General features: G+C 31.9%; 19 protein-coding genes. 10 read left to right on the plus strand and 9 right to left on the minus strand.

From position 1 onward, the window contains the following. Positions 1–3 precede the first annotated feature (3 nt). Positions 4–1,809, plus strand: a complete 1,806-nt coding sequence (yidC, locus tag KKQ79_RS12820; RefSeq protein ID WP_213190468.1) for a membrane protein insertase YidC — start codon at positions 4–6, stop codon at positions 1,807–1,809. A 56-nt stretch (positions 1,810–1,865) separates the two neighbouring features. Here the strand turns inward: yidC and rnhB are convergent, their stop codons facing one another. Continuing rightward, on the minus strand, positions 1,866–2,450 hold the full coding sequence (gene rnhB / locus KKQ79_RS12825; RefSeq protein ID WP_213190469.1) for a ribonuclease HII: 585 nt from the start codon (positions 2,448–2,450) through the stop codon (positions 1,866–1,868). 134 nt (positions 2,451–2,584) lie between these two features. On the opposite strand from rnhB, the gene KKQ79_RS12830 reads away from it, so the two are divergent. From KKQ79_RS12830 to KKQ79_RS12865, 8 genes are all read left to right on the plus strand, one after another. Next, positions 2,585–5,578, plus strand: a complete 2,994-nt coding sequence (locus KKQ79_RS12830; RefSeq protein ID WP_213190470.1) for a SusC/RagA family TonB-linked outer membrane protein — start codon at positions 2,585–2,587, stop codon at positions 5,576–5,578. 10 nt (positions 5,579–5,588) lie between these two features. Next, a complete protein-coding gene (locus KKQ79_RS12835) occupies positions 5,589–7,109 on the plus strand; it encodes a SusD/RagB family nutrient-binding outer membrane lipoprotein (protein WP_213190471.1) in 1,521 nt (506 codons plus the stop codon). Positions 7,110–7,202: 93 nt separating this feature from the next. Next, positions 7,203–7,925 (plus strand): hypothetical protein, encoded by a 723-nt coding sequence (locus KKQ79_RS12840; RefSeq protein WP_213190472.1) that lies wholly within the window; start codon positions 7,203–7,205, stop codon positions 7,923–7,925. An 81-nt stretch (positions 7,926–8,006) separates the two neighbouring features. Next, complete coding sequence (gene argS / locus KKQ79_RS12845) at positions 8,007–9,764, plus strand: arginine--tRNA ligase (protein WP_213190473.1); 1,758 nt, start codon at positions 8,007–8,009, stop codon at positions 9,762–9,764. A 1-nt stretch (position 9,765) separates the two neighbouring features. Next, entirely contained in the window at positions 9,766–10,812 is a 1,047-nt protein-coding gene (locus KKQ79_RS12850; protein WP_213190474.1) for an AMP-binding protein, read from the plus strand. Between the two features lie 105 nt (positions 10,813–10,917). Further along, the gene (arfB, locus tag KKQ79_RS12855; protein ID WP_213190475.1) at positions 10,918–11,310 is read left to right on the plus strand and encodes an alternative ribosome rescue aminoacyl-tRNA hydrolase ArfB; all 393 of its coding nucleotides are present in this window, start codon (positions 10,918–10,920) and stop codon (positions 11,308–11,310) included. A gap of 710 nt (positions 11,311–12,020) precedes the next feature. After that, the gene (locus KKQ79_RS12860) at positions 12,021–12,998 is read left to right on the plus strand and encodes a deoxyhypusine synthase family protein (RefSeq protein ID WP_213190476.1); all 978 of its coding nucleotides are present in this window, start codon (positions 12,021–12,023) and stop codon (positions 12,996–12,998) included. Positions 12,999–13,577: 579 nt separating this feature from the next. After that, positions 13,578–13,892, plus strand: a complete 315-nt coding sequence (locus KKQ79_RS12865; RefSeq protein ID WP_213190477.1) for an MGMT family protein — start codon at positions 13,578–13,580, stop codon at positions 13,890–13,892. Positions 13,893–14,031: 139 nt separating this feature from the next. Here KKQ79_RS12865 and recA read toward each other — a convergent pair whose 3' ends face one another. Then, positions 14,032–15,033, minus strand: a complete 1,002-nt coding sequence (gene recA, locus KKQ79_RS12870) for a recombinase RecA (protein WP_213190478.1) — start codon at positions 15,031–15,033, stop codon at positions 14,032–14,034. Between the two features lie 164 nt (positions 15,034–15,197). On the opposite strand from recA, the gene KKQ79_RS12875 reads away from it, so the two are divergent. Next, positions 15,198–15,767: a histidine phosphatase family protein gene (locus tag KKQ79_RS12875; RefSeq protein WP_213190479.1), complete on the plus strand. Its 570-nt coding sequence runs from the start codon at positions 15,198–15,200 to the stop codon at positions 15,765–15,767. A 31-nt stretch (positions 15,768–15,798) separates the two neighbouring features. On the opposite strand, the gene KKQ79_RS12880 is transcribed toward KKQ79_RS12875, so the two are convergent. The 7 genes from KKQ79_RS12880 to KKQ79_RS12910 form a co-directional block, all read right to left on the minus strand. Next, positions 15,799–16,311, minus strand: a complete 513-nt coding sequence (locus KKQ79_RS12880) for a DUF4252 domain-containing protein (RefSeq protein WP_069800576.1) — start codon at positions 16,309–16,311, stop codon at positions 15,799–15,801. Positions 16,312–16,387: 76 nt separating this feature from the next. Further along, a complete protein-coding gene (locus tag KKQ79_RS12885) occupies positions 16,388–16,954 on the minus strand; it encodes a DUF4252 domain-containing protein (protein WP_213190480.1) in 567 nt (188 codons plus the stop codon). A gap of 12 nt (positions 16,955–16,966) precedes the next feature. Beyond that, positions 16,967–17,605 carry a hypothetical protein gene (locus KKQ79_RS12890; RefSeq protein WP_213190481.1) on the minus strand — a complete coding sequence of 213 codons (639 nt, stop codon included), beginning with the start codon at positions 17,603–17,605 and terminating at the stop codon, positions 16,967–16,969. Positions 17,606–17,616: 11 nt separating this feature from the next. Then, on the minus strand, positions 17,617–18,126 hold the full coding sequence (locus tag KKQ79_RS12895; RefSeq protein ID WP_213190482.1) for an RNA polymerase sigma factor: 510 nt from the start codon (positions 18,124–18,126) through the stop codon (positions 17,617–17,619). A 126-nt stretch (positions 18,127–18,252) separates the two neighbouring features. Beyond that, positions 18,253–18,822 carry a hypothetical protein gene (locus KKQ79_RS12900; RefSeq protein ID WP_213190483.1) on the minus strand — a complete coding sequence of 190 codons (570 nt, stop codon included), beginning with the start codon at positions 18,820–18,822 and terminating at the stop codon, positions 18,253–18,255. 78 nt (positions 18,823–18,900) lie between these two features. After that, positions 18,901–20,061: a GlmU family protein gene (locus tag KKQ79_RS12905; RefSeq protein WP_213190484.1), complete on the minus strand. Its 1,161-nt coding sequence runs from the start codon at positions 20,059–20,061 to the stop codon at positions 18,901–18,903. 197 nt (positions 20,062–20,258) lie between these two features. Then, complete coding sequence (locus KKQ79_RS12910) at positions 20,259–20,510, minus strand: type B 50S ribosomal protein L31 (protein ID WP_069800586.1); 252 nt, start codon at positions 20,508–20,510, stop codon at positions 20,259–20,261. Positions 20,511–20,534 lie beyond the last annotated feature (24 nt).

Consider the following 20,534-nt stretch of genomic DNA (forward strand, 5'->3'; position numbering starts at 1 on the left):
GTAATGCAAAAGAATAACGGATTAGATAAAAATCAACTGATTAGTTTTGTGATTTTTTCTGCCATTTTGATGGCTTTCATGTTTTATTTTCAAAACAAACAATCAGACGAAAAACAAGTAGCAGATGCTAAAGCAAAAACGGAGCAAAAAGTAGCTTCTAAAACTATTGCTAACAATATTAATGCTACAGTAAATGCAGCTGCAATAAAAAATGTTACAGTAAAAAATAAAGAACTTACTTTAGAATTTGCAAGTTTGGGAGGTCAACTTTCGTCTGTAGAAATTAATCAATACAAAGCTTATAATGCTAAAACCGATAAGCATGATTTGCCACTTTATTTAATAGAAAAAAATAATTCTAGCTACGGGTTTCAGTTTAAAGATAAAACAGGAAAGGTTTTTAATACTAAAGATTTAGTTTTTGTACCTAGTGTAAAAGATAACACAGTTACTATGACTGCTCAAGTTTCTGGTGCTACAATTCAGTATGTGTATCAACTTTTAGATAATTATACTTTAGATTTTAATGTTAAAACTCAAGGTTTATCTTCTATTGTTACAGATGAAAAAACAGATTTTCACTGGAATTATACAGTAAGAGGAATGGAAAAAGGGCGTTCGCAAGAGCAAACCCATTCAGAATTTAATTACGCTTTTGATAATTATGGTTCTACCGATTATGATACCAATGGATTTGAAGAGCCAGAAGAAACCTTAAATTGGTTAGCAGTAAAACAACAGTTTTTCACTTCAATTATAGAGTCTACTAATGGTTTTACGCAAACTAAAGGAACTCAAGAAACAATAGAAAAAGGAGAATTTTTGAAAAAATTCAATTTTGAAGGTCAAGTAAAATTGGCAGGAAATGAATTGAATCAAAATTTCAAATGGTATTTCTTACCACTTGATTTGCCATTGCTTAAAACTTTTGAAGGGAAAGAATTTGACACAATATTACCTTTAGGTTGGAGTTTCATTGGAACTTTGAACAGAATCTTCTTTGTGCCGGTATATAATTGGTTGTCTGATTGGGGAATTCCTGCAGGTTGGGTAATTTTCTTAATGACGATTGCCACTAAACTTATCTTGTCTCCAGTGATGTTTAAGCAGCACAAATTAAGTGCGATGATGAAGGTGGTAAAGCCAGAAATAGAAGAAGTTACAGAGAAATTTAAAGGTCAAGAAAACGCGATGAAGCGTCAACAGGCAACTATGGAAATTTACAGAAAAGCTGGAATTAATCAGATGGCGGGCTGTTTACCAGCGCTGGTTCAGATTCCTATTTTCTATGCGCTTTTCCGTTTCTTCCCGAATATGATTGACTTGAGAGGAAAAGGATTTTGGTTTGCTAATGACCTTACTGCTTATGATGATTTAATTAAATTGCCATTTCATATTCCATTAATCGGGGAGCATATCAGTATTTTTGCGGTAGCATGTACCATCGTAGTTTTAATTTATACGATTATGACTTCTGGACAAATGCAACAACCACAGCAAGAAGGAATGCCAGATATGAGAATTATAATGTATATTTTCCCAATTACTTTCTTTTTCTTCTTGAACACTTCTTCTTCTGGACTTTCTTGGTATTATTTTGTATCAAATGCTTTAAATATATTAATTATCCTTGCGATAAAATATTGGATTTTAGATGAAAAGAAAATTCATGCTCAGATTCAACAAAATAAATCTAAAGCGCCAAAACCAGAAGGTAAATTCCAGAAACGTATGCGTGAAATGATGGAAAAAGCTCAAGAGCAACAAAAAATGCAAGAAGAGCAACGCAAAAAAATGAATAAGAAATAATTCAGTTTAAAATAAATAAAAGTCGGTTAAATTTTTAACCGACTTTTTTATTGGTGTTAATCATAGTTTAATCTAAAAGATTGTCGATGATATTTCGTGGGACCAAATTTCTTCAAAGCTTCTATGTGGACTTTAGTAGCGTACCCCATATTTTTATTCCAACCGTATTCTGGAAATTCTTCATGCAATTGAATCATGAGTTGGTCTCTGTAATTTTTAGCAAGAATAGAAGCCGCAGCAATAGATAATATTTTAGAATCGCCTTTTATAATACACTGATGAGGTATATAATTATAAGGATGAAATTTATTCCCATCCACTAAAATTAATTCTGGTCTTATAGTAAGTTTATCAAGAGCATTATGCATAGCATGTATGCTAGCATTAAGAATATTATGCTGGTCAATAAATTCTGGTGAAAGTTCTGCAATCGCATAATCTTTTACATTATTTTTAATGTAATCATTTAGCTCTAAACGTGTTTTGAAATTTAGTTTTTTAGAGTCATTAACTAAATTTTGCTCAAAATTATCGTCTAAAACCACTGCGGCAGCGACTACAGGACCACATAAACACCCTCTTCCTACTTCATCGCACCCTGCCTCCACATAATTTTCAGACCATTTTTTTATCAATTCCATAAATTTTAACGAAAAACCAACCTTCTTATTGAAAACATTGCAAAGTTAATAATTATTTAAGGTTTTATTAACAAAAAATTTGGATATGTTAATAATGTTTTGCATTTTTGTCTCAATGAAAAATTTAATTTGATATGAAGAAACTAACAAAAAGCGTTTTAGCTGTTGTTCTTACTGCTTCTTTTACTGTGTCGTATGCACAAAAAAGTAAAATGAAGGTAGATACAGCTGGGACTAGAGAGATTGGTGAGGTAATTGTTACCGGCGCACTTGGTATTAAAAAGAAAGTGGACGCACAAACTTCAGCACAACAAGTAGTAAGCTCTGAGCAAATTACCCAGGCTGCTAACCCTAATGCGTTAAGTTCATTAACAGGTAAGGTTTCAGGGGTTCAGATTACCCAAACTAACGTTGGCGTTAATGATACTTATAGTATTTTAATTAGAGGTACTAGATCTATTACTGGATCTAATGAAGCATTAGTTGTTATAGACAATGTCGTTTCTAGTGCAAGAGTTTTGCAGCAGCTTCCTCCAGAAGTAATAGAATCTGTAAACATTATTAAAGGTGGTGCAGGTGCAGCTCTTTATGGTTCTCAAGGAGTTAATGGGGTTGTTGTGGTTACAACAAAGAGAGGCGCAAAATCAAAAAGAATGTCCGTTTCTTATACTGGAGCAGTAGATTTTGAAACTGTTGCATTTATGCCAGATAGACAGACAGAATATGGACAAGGTTGGGATGGAAATAAAATCAATGTTGAAAATGGAGCTTGGGGGCCTTCTTTTAGCGATCCAGCTTATGCAAACAAAATTTTACCTTATGGTATTCCTTTGTATGATTTTAACGGAAATGGACATATTGACTATAATCCAAATGATTTTACTCCAGCCGGAGATGAAGGAGGGTCTGTTCAATCACCGTTTGCTTCTTTTGGTAAAAAACAAGTAAAAGATTTTTTTAAAACAGGATCTATCTTCCAAAATACAGTTACCGTAAATGCTGGTGATGGTGATGGATATGTATTGTTATCTTTAGGAAATGTGGATAGAGGCTTTATGGTTCAAGATGATGAATTGAAAAGAACTACTGCGTTGTTTAAAGCTGGTATGAAAGTGAATAAATGGAGATTTGAAACAATTTTGAATTATTCAAGACAGCAAACTTCAACCACTGATCAGGATATATATCGTCAATTACTTCAAAGTTCTACTGATATTCCTATTACAGCTTGGAAAAATTATCCTGAAACAGCCTATGCATGGAATGTTTATTATAACAACCCATATTGGTATATTAAACATGATAGACACAATAGATTGTCTAATTATTTTAATGTAATTGCTAGTGCTGAATTTGAGTTGAATAAACATATTAATTTTGCTTATAGAGCCAATGTTCAATATACAGGACAAGAGAATGATAATCATGGAGATGGGTGGCAGCCAGTAATTTTAGATGCAACAGCGGTTACATCATATTATAATAAGTATAAACAAAATAATTTCACTTATTATGGTGATTTTTTAGCTAATTTTGATTATGACTTATTTACTGATTTGAATTCTAAATTAACATTAGGGCATAACTATCAAGAAACAAGATTAGATAATGCGCAAGCTGGAGGTACTGGGATTATTATACCAGGAATATATCAGGTATGGAATTTAACAAATCCTTCTTTGCCGTACAGTTTAGATAATAATAAGTATTATAAAAATATGCATTCTTTCTTTGGAAGTTTAGATTTAGCATATAAAAATTATCTTTATTTAAATGCTACCGCTAGATATGAAAAATCTTCAGTTTTACCAGTAAATAATAGAGATTATTTTTATCCGTCTGTTGGGTTGTCATTTATTCCTACTAAAGCTTTTGAAAGTTTAACCAATAATGGAGTATTAAATTATTTAAAAGTAGCAGCTTCAATAAGTAAAACGGGAAACTCTAGTGCAATAGGTTATTATGATGCATACAGTAGAGCTTCTTTAGGAAGTGGGTTTCCTTACAGTGTTTCTGGACCAACAGGAGGTTCTTTAAGTTTTGTGATTGATACTGCGCCTACTTCTAATGCAATTAAACCAGAATTCACGACCAAGAAAGAAATTAACTTATTATTTGGTCTATTTAAAGATAGAATTACTTTTGATGGAGCCATCTACAGAGAGGATACGGATGATTTAATTACAAGGGTAACAACAAGTAATGCAACGGGACTTAGTACAAGTCTTATGAATATTGGTAAGCTTAAAGGTACTGGGATTGAGGCGAATTTGAATTTTACACCTATTAAAAATCAAGATTTAAGATGGGATGTTGGTGTTTCTTATACACAAAATAAAACAATTGTTACAAAATTAACTGATGATTCTAAATCTGTTCGCTTGGCAGGAAACAGTTTTTTAGGAGTTTATGCTGATGAAGGACAAGAACTTTCTGTAATTAAAGGTATTGCGTATGAAAGGGATCAAGAAGGACATATCATTGTAGATGCTACAACAGGTTTACCAAACATTACTTCTACACAAGAAGTTATGGGAAGAACAACTCCAAAATATATATTAGGATTTACAACTAATTTATCTTATAAAGGGTTTAAATTAGGTGTTGTAATGGATTATAGAACAGGACATAAGTTTTATTCTGGGGCATTACAAGGATTTACATTTAATGGTTTAAATGTTGCTTCTGCAGGATTTGATAGATCACAACCTTATATTGTCCCTAATTCTGTTTATTGGGATGGAGCTAAGTATGTTCAAAATACGAGTATAGCAATATATCAAAGTAATTTAACAGCAGGTACAACAGATCCTCAAACTGCTTTACAGAATTATTTTGGTGGTTCTAGATATAATACTGTGGCGGATAATTTTGTTTTAGATGCTACAGCGTTTAAAGTAAGAGAGATTTCTTTAAGTTATACTTTCCCAGATTCTTTAACGGGGAGTAAAATTAAGAATTTGACTATAGGTGTCCACGCTCGTAATCCTTTCTACAAATTTGCAGATGAAAATAAAGGATATGGAGATCCTGAAACTGCGTTTGACCCTAGATATAGAGGGATTTCAAACGCTGGGCAATATCCTAATTTAAAAACTTTTGGAGGAAGTGTTTCTTTAACTTTTTAATTGAATAAAAATGAAAAAAATATTATTAATACTATCAACACTTGCATTGGTTGCATGTAAGCTAGACGACAATATCGATCCAAATCTTCCAAGGACTGAAGACTTATCACCTACAGATTTAATAACAGCTGCAGAAACAACTTCTTATGCTGCGCAAACAGGATCGATGTTACAATTGTCTAATATTTGGACAAATACTTGGGCAGGTAATTATTATTATTACGCAGCACCAATGACAAGAGAATATCAAATGGATGTTACTTCTACATTTTATAATGGGATATGGAATAGTAATTATCTAGCAATGGCTAACTTATCGCAGATTATAACATCTAGTAAAGCTGTGGATTATCCAAATCATGCTGCAATTGCGAAAGTTTTATTAGCAAATTCTATGCAATATATTGTGGATTTTTATGGTGATGCACCATATACTGAAGCTTTTAAACAGCAAGATTTATTAACACCTAAATATGATAAAGGAGAAGATATTTATCATGATTTGGTTGTTAAATTGAATGAAGCTATAGCTACATTGAGTTCTCATTCGGGGGAAGAAGTTTCTTCATCAAAAGATGTTATCTTCGGTGGAGATGTAGATGAATGGGTTAAATTTGCTAAGACGATTAAGTTAAGAATCTTATTACGTCAATCAAAAGTTACAGATGCAACCATTAAAACATTTGTAGATGCTCAGTTGGCTACATTAGCAGGAGAGACTTTTGTAGATTCAGATGTGACAATACAGCCGGGTTATAATACAGGCACACAGGCAGGAATGAATCCTTTGTATAGTAATTATGGTTATTATTTGTATGATGGTTCTAGAAATAATTCTGGTAATAGATATATCATGATTTCAGATCATTTTGCTAAATTATTAAGAGGTGATTCTACTAAGCCAACATCAGGGGTGGCAGATCCTAGAAGAACAAAAATGTATAGAGCTGTAAGTAGTACTGTAAAAGGTATAGAACAAGGTTCTGTAAAGCCAGCTAATACAGCAGAAGCACAATATTCAAGATTGGGCTGGATTTATGATCGAACGGCTGTTGGAGATATGTCAGGAGCTTCTAGTAAAGGTTATTTAATGACCGCTTCTGAAAGTGAATTGCTTCAAGCTGAAGCAGCAGTACTTTATCCTCAGTATTTTACAGATGCTCAAGGACATTATAATCAAGCAGTAGAAGATTCATTCACTTTTTATGGTATTTCAGGCGCTTCAACATACTTGGCAAGTTTAGATTCTAAATCTGTGGGTTGGACAGGTGCTCCAAATAAAATTGCAGCAATACAATATCAGAGATTGGTATGTCTAAATCTTACTAGACCTGTTGAAACATATATTAATTATTTAAAAACTGGTTATCCGGATACGCCTCTTGCTTTAACGGCAACTCATGCTAATAAACCATATAGATTGGTGTATCCTCAATCTGAATATGTAGGTAACTCTGCTAATGTTCCAAATGTAACCACTAATGATGTTTTTGTTAAAAATAACTTTACACCATTTTGGAATAGAAATTAAAAAAAATCTTTTTTAAAGACCGACACTTAAGTCGGTCTTTTTTTGTTATATATAAAATAAATTGTATATTTGATTGTAAAATTTATATAAAAAATGAAAAAAATATCATTAATAATAATGGCTTTATTAGGGAATTTTTATTATTCTCAACATATAAATCCAGTGGCTCCAATTAATATTAGTGGAGCAAGTTTAACTCATGATCAGTTGAAAAGTTATATTGACAATGTAAATAATAATACTTTGATTTATCGAGAGAATGATGATTATTCACTTTTTAAAGGTTCTCCATATTTAGATAGTACTTATAAAAAAGTTAAAATTGATGATTTTTTGATGCCTCAAAAATTGAGATATAACGCCTATTCTGATAAAATGGAATTTGAAAAAGATGGGAAAATTTATGATGCACAAATTCCAGATAATGCAGTTTTGAATTTTTTTGAATTTAATAAGAATTTCAAAAAAATGAAATATACTTTAGATGGTAAAAATTATGATGGTTTTTTAACGATAGTATCAGAAGGGAAATTCCTTGCGTTATATAAAAAAGAAAGTATTAAATTAAGAGAAGGAGATGGTTTAAATAATGGTATTGTTGATCATAGAGGTGCTGTTTTTTCAAACCAAAAGCCTGTATATATTTGTCTTTTTGATAATAAGTATTCTGTTTTACCAAAAAATAAAAAAGAAATTATAAATAAGTTTTCCATAGTACAAGGTCTTGAAAAATTTATTGACGATAATAAAATAGATGTAAAAGACGACCTAGACCTTGCGAAATTAGCAAATTATATTAATGACAATTTAAAATAAAAAATTCTCAAAAATATTTTCAAAAACCATCCGATTTTTCGGGTGGTTTTTTTATTTATTATCTTTGCAAAAATCTTTAGAATGGATATCAAACAAAATATACAAAATTCAATTTCTGAAATCCTTAAAAACAAGTATCAAATTGAAAATCTCACTTTAGAAGTTCAACAAAACAAAACAGATTTTGAGGGAGATTTCACAGTGGTTATTTTTCCTTTGGTTAAATTAGCCAAGAAAAGTCCAGATGTTTTAGGAAATGAATTAGGTAATGAATTAAAAAAACAAGGAGCAATCGAAAATTTTAATGTAGTAAAAGGTTTCTTGAATTTATCAATCAATAACGAAGCTTTTATTCAGAATTTCAAAGAAATAAAAGTTCAGTTTGATGTAAAGGAAAATAAAAATCAGACCGTAATGGTAGAGTATTCTTCTCCGAATACTAACAAACCATTACACTTAGGGCACATCAGAAATAATCTCTTAGGTTTTTCTGTGGCTCAGATTCTTAAAGAAGCAGGTTACAATGTGGTAAAAACTCAAATCATCAATGATAGAGGAATCCACATTTGTAAATCTATGCTCGCTTGGGAAAAATTCGGAAACGGAGAAACTCCCGAAACTTCTGGTCTTAAAGGAGATAAATTGGTGGGGAATTATTATGTAGAATTCGATAAAAATTATAAAGCCCAAATTTCTGAGCTCAAAGAACAAGGTTTAGACGAAGAAACTGCAAAAAAACAAGCACCAATTATTCTTGAAGCTCAAAAAATGCTTTTAGATTGGGAGCAAGAAAATAAGCAAGTCAGAGACTTGTGGGAAAAGATGAATTCTTGGGTTTATGCAGGGTTTAACGAGACCTACAAAAGATTGGGCGTAGATTTCGATCAAGTTCAGTACGAAAGTAACACTTATATTTTAGGGAAAGATATCATCGAGGAAGGTCTTGCAAAAGGTGTTTTTTTTAAAAAAGAAGACAATTCCGTTTGGATTGATTTAACAGAAGACGGACTCGACCAAAAACTCGTTCTGCGTGGTGATGGAACTTCTGTTTATATGACTCAAGATTTGGGAACTGCTGTAGAACGTTTCAAACAAAATGACATTCAAAAACTTATTTATACGGTTGGTAATGAACAAGATTATCACTTCCAAGTATTATTTTTAATTCTGAAAAAATTAGGTTACGATTGGGCAAATCAATTGTATCACCTTTCTTACGGAATGGTAGAATTGCCAGAAGGTAAAATGAAATCTAGAGAAGGAACAGTGGTAGATGCAGACGATTTAATGCAAGAAATGTATCTTACTGCCAAAGAAAAATCTGAAGAATTAGGAAAATTAGAAGGTCTTTCAGACGAAGAAAAAGAAAAATCTTACGAAATTGTAGGTTTAGGTGCTTTGAAATATTTTATGCTGAAAGTAGATCCTAAAAAGAAAATGCTTTTCAACCCTGCCGAAAGTATTGATTTCAATGGAAATACAGGGCCTTTTATTCAATACACGTATGCTAGAATTCAGTCTTTATTGAATAGAGCAAATTTTGTAGAAGCAGATTTTGGAAGTTATCAACCAAATGATTCCGAAAAAGAATTGATTATGCAATTATCTAATTTTAAGGAAGTTGTAGAAAAAGCAGCTGAAACATTAAGTCCGGCTCAAGTTGCGAATTATGTGTATGATTTGGTGAAAACGTATAATTCTTTCTATCAAAACAATCCTATAATGACTTTGGAAGACGAAAACGCTAAGCAATTCAAACTCCAGATTTCAGATTTAACTGCGAAAACCATCAAAAAAGCTTTAAATCTTTTAGGAATTGGAGTCGTAAATAGAATGTAAAATGATTTTAGATTTTTCTAAAAATATCAATATAGAATTACTTTTTCCAGAGAATGAATTCGAGGAAAAGGTGATTTCTTTTTTGCAAGATTGGTTTTCTCATTCTGAAACCGTTTCGGTTCAAACTTCGGGTTCTACAGGAATTCCGAAAGTCTTTGAAATCGAAAAAAAGAGAATGCTCAGTTCTGCGAAAATGACATGCGATTTTTTAGGATTGAAAGAAGGTCACACAGCTTTGCTTTGTTTACCAGTTCAATATATTTCTGGTAAAATGATGCTGGTAAGAGCCATCGAAAGAAAACTGAAAATCATTATTTCTGTGCCAAGTTCCGCTCCTGAAATTTCTGAAAATGTGGAATTCTGTGCAATGACACCATTGCAAGTTCAAAATTCTTTAGATAAAATTCATTTCATCAAAAATCTCATCATTGGAGGAGCAACCGTTTCAGAAAAGTTGAAAAATGAAATCTCTACTACTCTCCAATTCTCCAATTCTCCCACTAGAATTTTCGAGACTTACGGAATGAGCGAAACGCTTTCTCACATTGCTTTGAAGCAGATTTCTCCTGTTCAGGAAAATTATTTTACGATTTTAAATGATGTTGAGATTTCTGTAGATGAAAGAAACTGTTTGAAGATTTTCGCGCCAAAACTCAATCCAGAAATTTTGCAAACGAATGATATTGTAGAACTAATGCATTTCGACTCCGCTCAATGTGACAAAAAGCAATTCAAATTTTTAGGGAGATTTGACAATGTTATTAATTCTGGAGGAGTAAAAATTTTTGCTGAAGAATTAGAAAGTTTGGTTAAAAAACATATTGATAGAGATTTAGTTTTCCTTGGAAAACCAGATGAAACTTTAGGCGAAAAATTGGTTTTAGTCGTCGAAGGAGAAAAAGATGAAAATCTAAAATCTGAAATCTTAAATCTCAAATTTGAGAATAAGTTTCACAGTCCGAAAGAAATCTTATTTTTAGAGAAATTCCCAAGAGCGGAAAACGGTAAGGTTTTGAGGAAAGAAATACTTAAGATTATCGCAGATTGAGCAGATTATGCAGATTTTCATTAGTTTAGTCTTTTATTTTGCAATTATATTAAATTTGAAAAGTTAAATATCTGCTAAATCAGCTTTATCAGCGAGAGATAAATTATGAAAAATTTCGACTTTGAACTTTCTTACAAAACTTCCCGAAGCAGTGGAAGTGGCGGACAAAATGTAAACAAAGTAGAAACTTCCGTAACCGTGATGTGGAAGTTAGAAGATTCTGCCGTATTTACAGATTTGGAGAAAGAAAGAATTGCTTTGAAATTAAAAAATAGAATTAATTTGGATGGAATTCTTCAGTTGACCGTTTCGGAAAGCAGGACACAATTGCAAAATAAAAAAATTGCGATTGAAAAGATTCAGGAATTGGTGAATAAATCGCTCATCGTTCCGAAGAAAAGAATTGCAACCAAACCGAGCCGAGCAAAAGTAGAAAAGCGTCTAGAAAGCAAAAAGAAACTCTCTGAGAAGAAAGAAAATAGAAAATTTAGGTTTTAAGAAATGATAAGATTTGGTTCCATAGGAATCAAAGGTTTGTAGAAATTATAAATAACGTTTAGCTGGAAGCTCCATTGGAGCGAAACAAATAAAAAAAATATGAAAAAGTCAGTCTTCAGAATTGTTAACCGATTCAATAAAAAATTTCTCCCAAAATACAGTCATCTTGATCCAACGAAACTTACAAATTTTCAAAAAGGAATTTTGGCTTTTAGATATTATGTTTTAATCAATTCTTTGGATTGATAAAATTAAACTTTAAAATGGCGCGAGCGAAGCGAGCGTCAATTGTTTCCAAAGCAAACACACAGTTTGTCATTCTGAAAGAATCTAAATATAGTTTTAAATAATTTAGAATATTTTTTCCAAAGGATAGAACGTTTTCAAAAATTCCCCCTGTCACTGCAAGGAGCGAAGCAATCAAGGGTGGATTCAAAAATTAAAAATTTTTGAAGACGGGGTAGTTTAGAATAGTGGAAAGAAAACCCAAAAGTACTTTCTAGCCCCGATTGAACGGTTTGTTTGAGCTCTTTTTAGAAATTTTTTCGTTCAGATTTTGTGCGTGGAGAATTTCTAAAAAAGCGAGTAGTGAAAGCGGGACATTAGTTGAAAAATAAGTACAAACGTCTTGCTTTTATAAAATTTTTACTTTTTAATTTTTACTTTTTACTTGGCTCTTATTTCTTATCTTTGCAAAAATTCTTATAAAAATGAGCAATAAACCGATTACCGAATTTATAGAAAAATATTATTTGCATTTTAATTCAGCTGCTTTGGTAGATGCTGCAAAAGGTTATGTAGCGCATCTAAAAGATGGTGGGAAAATGATGATTACGCTAGCAGGAGCAATGTCTACAGCAGAAATGGGGAAAATTTTGGCAGATATGATTCGTGAAGACAAAGTAGATATTATTTCTTGTACTGGAGCGAATTTAGAAGAAGATTTAATGAATTTGGTAGCGCATTCTCACTACGAAAGAGTACCTCATTACAGAGATCTTACGCCTCAAGAAGAGTGGGATTTGCTAGAAAGAGGTTTAAATAGAGTTACCGATACTTGTATCCCAGAAGAAGAGGCGTTCAGAAGATTGCAGAAACATATTTATGAAATTTGGAAAGATGCAGACTCTAAAGGAGAAAGATATTTTCCACACGAATATATGTACAAAATGATTCTTTCTGGAGTTCTAGAGCAATATTATGAAATCCCAAGAGAAAACTCTTGGATGATTGCAGCTGCTGAGAAAAATTTACCAATTGTAGTACCAGGTTGGGAAGATTCTACGATGGGAAATATTTTCGCAAGCTATTGTATTAAAGGAGATTTAAAAGCTTCTACTATGAAATCTGGAATCGAATATATGATGTTCTTAGCAGATTGGTATCCAAAAAACAGCGCTGGAAAAGGAGTAGGTTTCTTCCAAATTGGAGGAGGAATTGCAGGAGATTTCCCGATTTGTGTAGTGCCAATGTTATATCAGGATATGGAAATGCACGACATTCCGTTCTGGAGCTATTTCTGTCAGATTTCAGATTCTACTACTTCTTATGGTTCATATTCTGGAGCTGTTCCGAACGAAAAAATTACTTGGGGTAAATTAGACATCACTACACCGAAATTCATCGTTGAAAGTGATGCCACGATTTGTGCTCCATTAATTTTCAAATATATTTTAGAAAATTCATAAAGCTAAAGACGAAAGTTAGACGCTGAAAGTTATACAAACGCTCAAATTATTTTGGGCGTTTTTTTATTCCCCTTCTTTGAAGGGGTGGCTTCGCAAGGCGAAGTCGGGGTAGTGTAAGGAGCAACAAAATTTGTAATTCTTAGAAAACACAGTCCCGCTTTTCGCTATATCTTTTTTGTTCATATTTCGACTTCGCTCAATATGACAAAAAAGGATGTCGCTGCAATCGGGGCTAAATTTTACTTTTCGGTTTTTATTTTACTTGTATAAAATTTTTAAATAAAATTTTCGAAAATGGTTCCGAAGGAACCAAATATGTGTAAAAAGAAATTTACCAAAAAATATTTAGCGTTCCGTAGGAACGCAATATATTATTTACGCTAAAAACATAGCGTTCCTACGGAACGCACAGCAAAACAAATCATTTTTTACACACATAGCGTTCCTATGGAACATTTTTTAGATAAAAAAATATTATAATTTTAAAACTTGGAAAATAATTGAGCGAACGTCAATTCCATAAAAAAATTATCTTTGAAATCATCTGATGTCTGAAATCTTACATCTAAAATCAAAAAAATGAACGAAACCTTCAAACAACAAGTCTTTGAAATCATCAAAATGATTCCGATCGGTAGAGTTACAACTTATGGAGCAATTGCTAAAGCAGTGGGGTTTCCAAATCATTCTCGCCATGTAGGAAATGCTTTGAGTAATTATGATGAAGATTTTCCGGCACATAGAGTTTGTAGTGCTTGTGGAATTATTTCTGCGGTAAGTTGTATTCCAAAATTTACCGAAAAGTTAGCCAAAGAAGGAGTAGAAGTAAAAGGAAATAAAATTCAGAATTTTAAACAAATTTTTTGGAATCCTTTAGAAGAAATTAATTTGTAAAAGTGGGAATTCTATTTTGTTAATTTCAATTAAATATTTAATATTGATAAGAATACTGCGGCAGCTTCGCTGCCGCAGTATTCTTTAAAAAAAACTGGCGCGAGCTTTGCTCGCGCCGGTTCTGTATCTGAAAAAAAAATTATTTCTTTTCTTTAATAGCCACTTTTATTTTCTCAGCTAATTCTTCTAAAAGTTCAGGATTGTCTTTTAGTAATTCTTTCACGGCATCTCTACCTTGTCCCAGTTTCGTGTCGCCATAGCTGAACCAAGAACCAGATTTTTTAACAATATCAAATTCAACGCCCAGATCTAGAATTTCGCCAACTTTAGAAATTCCTTCTCCGTACATAATATCGAATTCTGTATTTTTAAATGGTGGAGCAACTTTGTTTTTCACAATTTTTACTTTCACGCGGTTTCCTACTGCATCTTCACCTACTTTTATTGGTGAACCACTTCTTCTGATATCAATTCTTACCGAAGCGTAGAATTTCAAAGCATTTCCACCAGTAGTTGTTTCAGGATTTCCGAACATTACCCCAATTTTTTCTCTTAATTGGTTGATGAAAATCACCGTACATTTTGTTCTAGAAATTGTAGCTGTTAATTTTCTCAAAGCTTGAGACATTAATCTTGCATGCAATCCCATTTTAGAATCTCCCATTTCTCCTTCAATTTCTGCTTTTGGTGTCAAAGCTGCAACTGAGTCGATTACCACGATGTCAATCGCTCCAGAACGAATTAAATTATCTGCAATTTCTAATGCTTGTTCGCCATTATCTGGTTGAGAAATAATTAAATTTTCTACATCAATTCCTAGTTTTTTTGCATAAACAGCGTCAAAAGCGTGTTCTGCATCTATAAAAGCTGCAATTCCTCCCGCTTTTTGAGATTCTGCAATTGCGTGCATGGTAAGCGTGGTTTTACCAGAAGATTCAGGGCCGTAAATTTCGATGACTCTACCTTTAGGATAACCGCCAACTCCCAAAGCAATATCTAAACCAAGTGAACCACTCGGAATTACTTCTACTTCTTCTACTGCACTGTCTCCCATTTTCATTACGGTACCTTTTCCGTAGGTTTTATCCATTTTTTCGAGGACTAATGCGAGTGCTTTTTTCTTATCGTCTATACTGCTCATTTTTCTTAAATTTTATCAAAAATACAATTAATTTGTTTATACCTAGAAAGAAAATTTCGTTATTTTCTTCTTTTCTCCGACAAAGATAGAATAGTTATGCGACAAAATATGTCGTGTAGACTGATTTGAAATTTTATTTTAGATTTGTAAGATAATTTTACATCATGAAAATAATTAAAAGAGCTTCATTTCTCCTTTTACTTTCCATTTTCAGCTTTAATTTGACTTTTGCACAGCAAAAAGTAGATACTGTTTTTGTAGGTAAAGCGACTTCTAAAACTATAAAGCAAAGCATTGATAAAAAAGCTTTGGTTTATATTGTTGTTAGACATGGAGAGAAAGAAAATAATGGCAAAAATCCACATCTTTCTGAAGCTGGAAAAAAAAGAGCCAATCGTTTAGCTCAACTATTCAAAAAAGTAAAAATTCAGAATGCTTTTAGCACAGATTTTTTCAGAACTCAAGAAACTTTAGAGCCTTTGATTTTAGAGAAAAAATTAGATTTGAAGATTTACAATCCAAAAGAAATTCCTGAATTTGTAAAAAATGATTTATCTAAAAACACAGGAGTCAATATTATTTCAGGGCATTCTAATATCAACCCAGTTTTGCTCAATGAATTAATTCAGCAACCTTTGTTCAAAGATATTCCAGACGAAAAATTTAATGACATTTATATTGTCAATTTTTTTGAAAATGATAAAAAAGTGAAAGTTTATCATTTATTATACTAAAAAAACTGCCCTTTTTGAGGCAGTTTTTATTTTAATTATTTGCAACGGTATCTTTATTTTTTTTGGATAATTCTGCAATTCTTGAGATGTCATCCAAAGAGAATTTTCCTAAAACTTTTACGTAAACCAATTCTTTGTCGTCTCTCACGGTAATCAGTAAATCCTTAATCATGGTGTCTGAATCGGTAATGGCAGACATAATTTTAATTTTAGAATCTTTACTGTTTACACTCATCAATTCTTGTAAATTACTGCCAAAAGATTGTCTAGAAAATTGAGCAACCATTTTATCAGAAGCATTTTGTACGGTGTAAACTTTTACTTTTCTAATTTTTTTGATCAGGCGAATAACTTCTTCCGATTCACCGTCTTCTCTCAATGCTTTTTTGATGTAAGGTTTTACGATAAACATGGGAACATTTATTTTGGTAACGGTAGCGTTTCCTTTTGTTTCTTCGTTGTAGAGAGACTTTTCACTAACAATACAAGATTGCAGAGAGACCAAAATGGTGAAAATTGCTATAAGTTTTAGAAATGATTTCATAAGTGTTAATTTTAGTTGACAATGGTTGAAAAGAATCGCCATTTTTAAAAATTTGTATAAATGGCGATTTCAGTGTTTATTTTTTAGGTTTTTCTGGTGTTTTAGGCGTTTTGTCTTCTTTTTGAACGTCATTAATCAAGTTAGAAACATCGTCCATAGAGATTTGTCCGTCTAACATCATCAAGATGTTTTCATCCTCAGAAGAAATGGTTAATAGCATGTTATTCAGTAAATTAGAACTTGTGTCTGCTGCTAAAAACTTGATTTTATTGTCTTTGCTGTTCAGCGTCATGAGTTCATCATATTTCAGATTTTTTACAGCAGCTAGAATTTCATTTTTTACTTTACTAGCTTCATTGATGGCAGCTAACTGAGCAGTGGTAGGATTTTCGGCTTTTTCAGGTTTTTCCATGATGAGGATTTTTAAGCCATTCATTTTACTGATGAGCGGTTTAATTTTGTCCATATCTGAGTCATCAATATTGATGTTATTGAGCAATCTAAACATTGGTTTAGCAATCTTAATAGAAGTTACGCCTTCTGCTTCTTGATATTTTTCAAAAATTGCGTCTAATTTTTCAGTTTGAGCCAAAGCAAATACTGGCAAAAATAGGAGGAATAGGAATGTGATAATATTTTTCATTGTATTAATTTTTTAAAAGTTAATGGATAAATTTTTGATAGGCTCTGCCTGGTTTATAGTTTTGGTAACGTTACTCGCGAAAAGTTGAAATGCTTCCTTCGTAATATCGATGGCTTCTTCTTCGTTATAGATTTTTTTACCATTTACGATTACATAATCTGCGCTGTATTCTTCTGCTGGATTTTCTAGAATTTCATGAGAATTTTCTACAGTTTTACTTGGTTGAGAAGCAATATTTTGATGTTCATTTCTGAACTCTTGATTTATTTTTTTAGTTGGTTTTACGTTGTTTTCAGCAACTTTGATAGTGTTTAAGTTATTGTTAATATCTTGATTTTCAGTTGTTTTTATGACGTTGGTTTGTGCTGGTTTTTGTGAAGAATTACTGTTATTAGAAGCAATAGGTTTCAAGGTTGGTTCTGTGATGTCTGGGTTAAAAAACATCATCATTCCAAAAAGCGTAACCAAACTTGCTGCCATCCAATACCATTTTTGACTGCCACCACCAGATCCTTTTTTCAAAGGAATTACTTTAGTTTCCTCTGGTTTTTCTTCGGTTTTTTTCAAGAAATCTTCGAAATTCCAATCCATTTTTTCTTCCTTCAGTTCTCGGAAGATGTTTTGGTATTCTTTATCTATATTTGGGTTCATTGTTTCGTGTTTTAAATGTTTTGAATTTTTCTGTTTTCAAACGCTAACAGGTTGTTAATCTGTTCTTTTACTTTTTGTCTGGCTCTTATCAGATTCACTCTCACTGCATTTTCTTCTATTTCTAAAATCTCCGAGATTTCCGAGACTTCATATTCTTCTACATCTTTCAGATGAATGACTAATTTTTGTTTTTCGGGGAGCGCATTGATAAATTCTAAAATTTTCTCCTTCAAATTATTGGTTTCCATTTTGTAGAGTTCACTTCTATGAATTTGAAAATCTGCAAAATTCTGTTTCACCGTTTCGTGTTTCAGTTTATTGAGGCACTCGTTTTTCACACATTTTAGTACATAAGATTTTAAATTGAGATGTACCAATTCATCCTTTTTTTGCCAAAATTTCAGCATTAAATCCTGCACCAAATCTTCGGCTTCGTCACTACTCACCAAGAATCGCTTTGCAAAACGATACATCTCGTCTTTCAAAACAAATACAGTATTCTTAAATGTTTCTTGGTTCATAGGTTAGTTTCTATAGGTAAGACAACGAAGGTCGTAAAAATATTACATCAGAAATAAAAATTTTTTATTTTCTTGATTTTTAGTCATTAAAAAACCGCTTTCAAAAATGTTGAAAGCGGCTAGATATTATTTTTTGAAGAGTTTTTCTAATGAATAAACTGCAATTTCTGTTTTGCCATTCTTTTCAAATTTATTTGGAGTAGTCCAGTTAATTATTAAAGCTTTTTCATTGAAATCTATTTTATCTATGCAATTGACGATATTTACAGATTCACAATTTTTAGTTTTAAATCTGATACTGTCTTTTTCAAAGGTATTTAGTTTTATTAATTGAAATGGATATTCTTCTGAATTATAATTTTGTCTTACAATAATATTATTAATTGAATCAAAAGCTAAGACTTGATCAGTTTGAAAGAGTTTTTCGTTTTTCTTTATAGGAAGAATTAAATTTATCCAAGCCTCACTTCCTGTTCCTCTTTGTAGAATAATGAAATTTTCATTTTCCCATTTTGTTTTGATTTTATCTTTATCTAAGACAAAATTTTCAAAATTTTGAGAATTTTTAAATATTGAATTTCCCCAAATTATTTGTGAAGAATCTTTATTAACTGATTTTATTTCATAAAAAGAGGATTCTTTCTTATGGCAAGAAAAAAGCAATAATATCATTAAAAGAAAATCTTTGATTTTCATCTTTGCGAACTTAGCCAATTCGCTTTAGCGAATCTTAAAATATTTATAAATAATAAAGAATCTTTGCGTTTAAAAAGACTAACAATTCTCATAAACCCATTTCAGAATTTCCTTATCTTCTTCTGTTAAAGCTATTTTTCTTCTTGCCATTGCTTTTTCGGCAACTTCGTAAGCAGTTTCTAATCTGAATTTTTCATCTCCTTTAAATCCGCCCCAAGAAAAATGTTCAATCAGATTTGGTGGAAATCCACTTTTGAAAATATTCGCACCAACTCCCACTACAGTTCCTGTGTTAAATTGAGTGTTAATGGCAGTTTTAGAATGGTCTCCCATAATTAATCCGCAGAATTGAAGTCCAGTTTTTACAAATTTTTTAGATGGATAACTCCAAAGTTTTACTTCAGCATAATTGTTTTTGAGGTTAGAAGAATTGGTGTCGGCTCCCAGATTGCACCATTCGCCAATTACAGAATTTCCTACAAAACCTTCGTGACCTTTATTGGTAAAACCAGTGATAACGATATTATTCACTTCGCCGCCAACTTTAGAATGTGGACCAATCGTAGTAGCGCCATAAATTTTAGAACCCATATTAATTTTAGAGCCTTCACAAAGTGCGAGACTTCCTCTTACTACAGAACCTTCCATAATTTCTGCGTTTTTGCCGATGTAGATTTTCCCAGTTTTGCAATTAAGCGTTGCAAATTCTATTTCGGCACCTTCTTCTATAAATAAGTCTTCTTTATTGCCCAAAAATCCGTTGGTTTCAGAAAGTGGAGCAGAATTTCTTCCTTTGGTCACTAGTTCAAAATCAAAATCAATGGCTTTATCATTCAGTGAAAATAAATCCGTAGCTTTTTTAAAGAAAATCAGCTCTTCGGTGATGTCTGTCATTTTCTCAATCTGCGAAAGCGAGAAGTTTTCCATGTTTAATCTAGCCGCCAAAACTTCGTTTTCATAAATCAAAGCTTCTGCCAGTTGCAAGTTTTTAATTTGAGACAAAACACTTTCCGAAGGAAGAAAATTTGGAGTAATCAGTAAACTTTCTTTCTTTTCGTAAGATTTATATTTTTTTTGAAGATAATCTTCGGTGATGTAAGAAACTTCTGAAGAATCTAACAGTTTTTTCCAACGTTCAGAAAACGTAAGAATTCCTGTTCTAAGTTCTGCGATTGGTTTGGTATAGGTAAGTGGAAGAAAATCTCCCCAAAATTGAGCATCAGAAAATATAAGTTGCATTTTAATTGAATGTTTATTATTAAAACTTTCTGTCATTCTGAGAGTAATGAAATGAAGTGAAGAATCTATTGAATAAAAAGATTCTTCATTTTGCTTTGCTTCATTCAGAATGACAAACGAAAAATTATTCTCAAAAATACAAAAAAAGTCCTTCAAAATTTTTGAAGGACTGATTTATTATGAAAAAATCGGCTAAATTACTTAGCGAATTTTTTGTATTTGTTCATGAATTTGTCTACTCTACCTGCAGTATCTACTAATTTTACTTTACCAGTGTAGAATGGGTGAGAAGTAGAAGAGATTTCCATTTTGATTAATGGATATTCTGTACCTTCGTAAACAATAGTATCTTTAGTTTCAGCTGTAGATTTGCAAAGAAACACTTCGTCATTACTCATGTCTTTGAATACAACTAATCTATAATTTTCTGGGTGAATTCCTGATTTCATATCTTTATTGTCTTTTTAAATTTT

Origin of the sequence: Cloacibacterium caeni, assembly GCF_907163125.1 — a bacterium.
Classification (GTDB): Bacteria; Bacteroidota; Bacteroidia; order Flavobacteriales; family Weeksellaceae; genus Cloacibacterium; species Cloacibacterium caeni_B.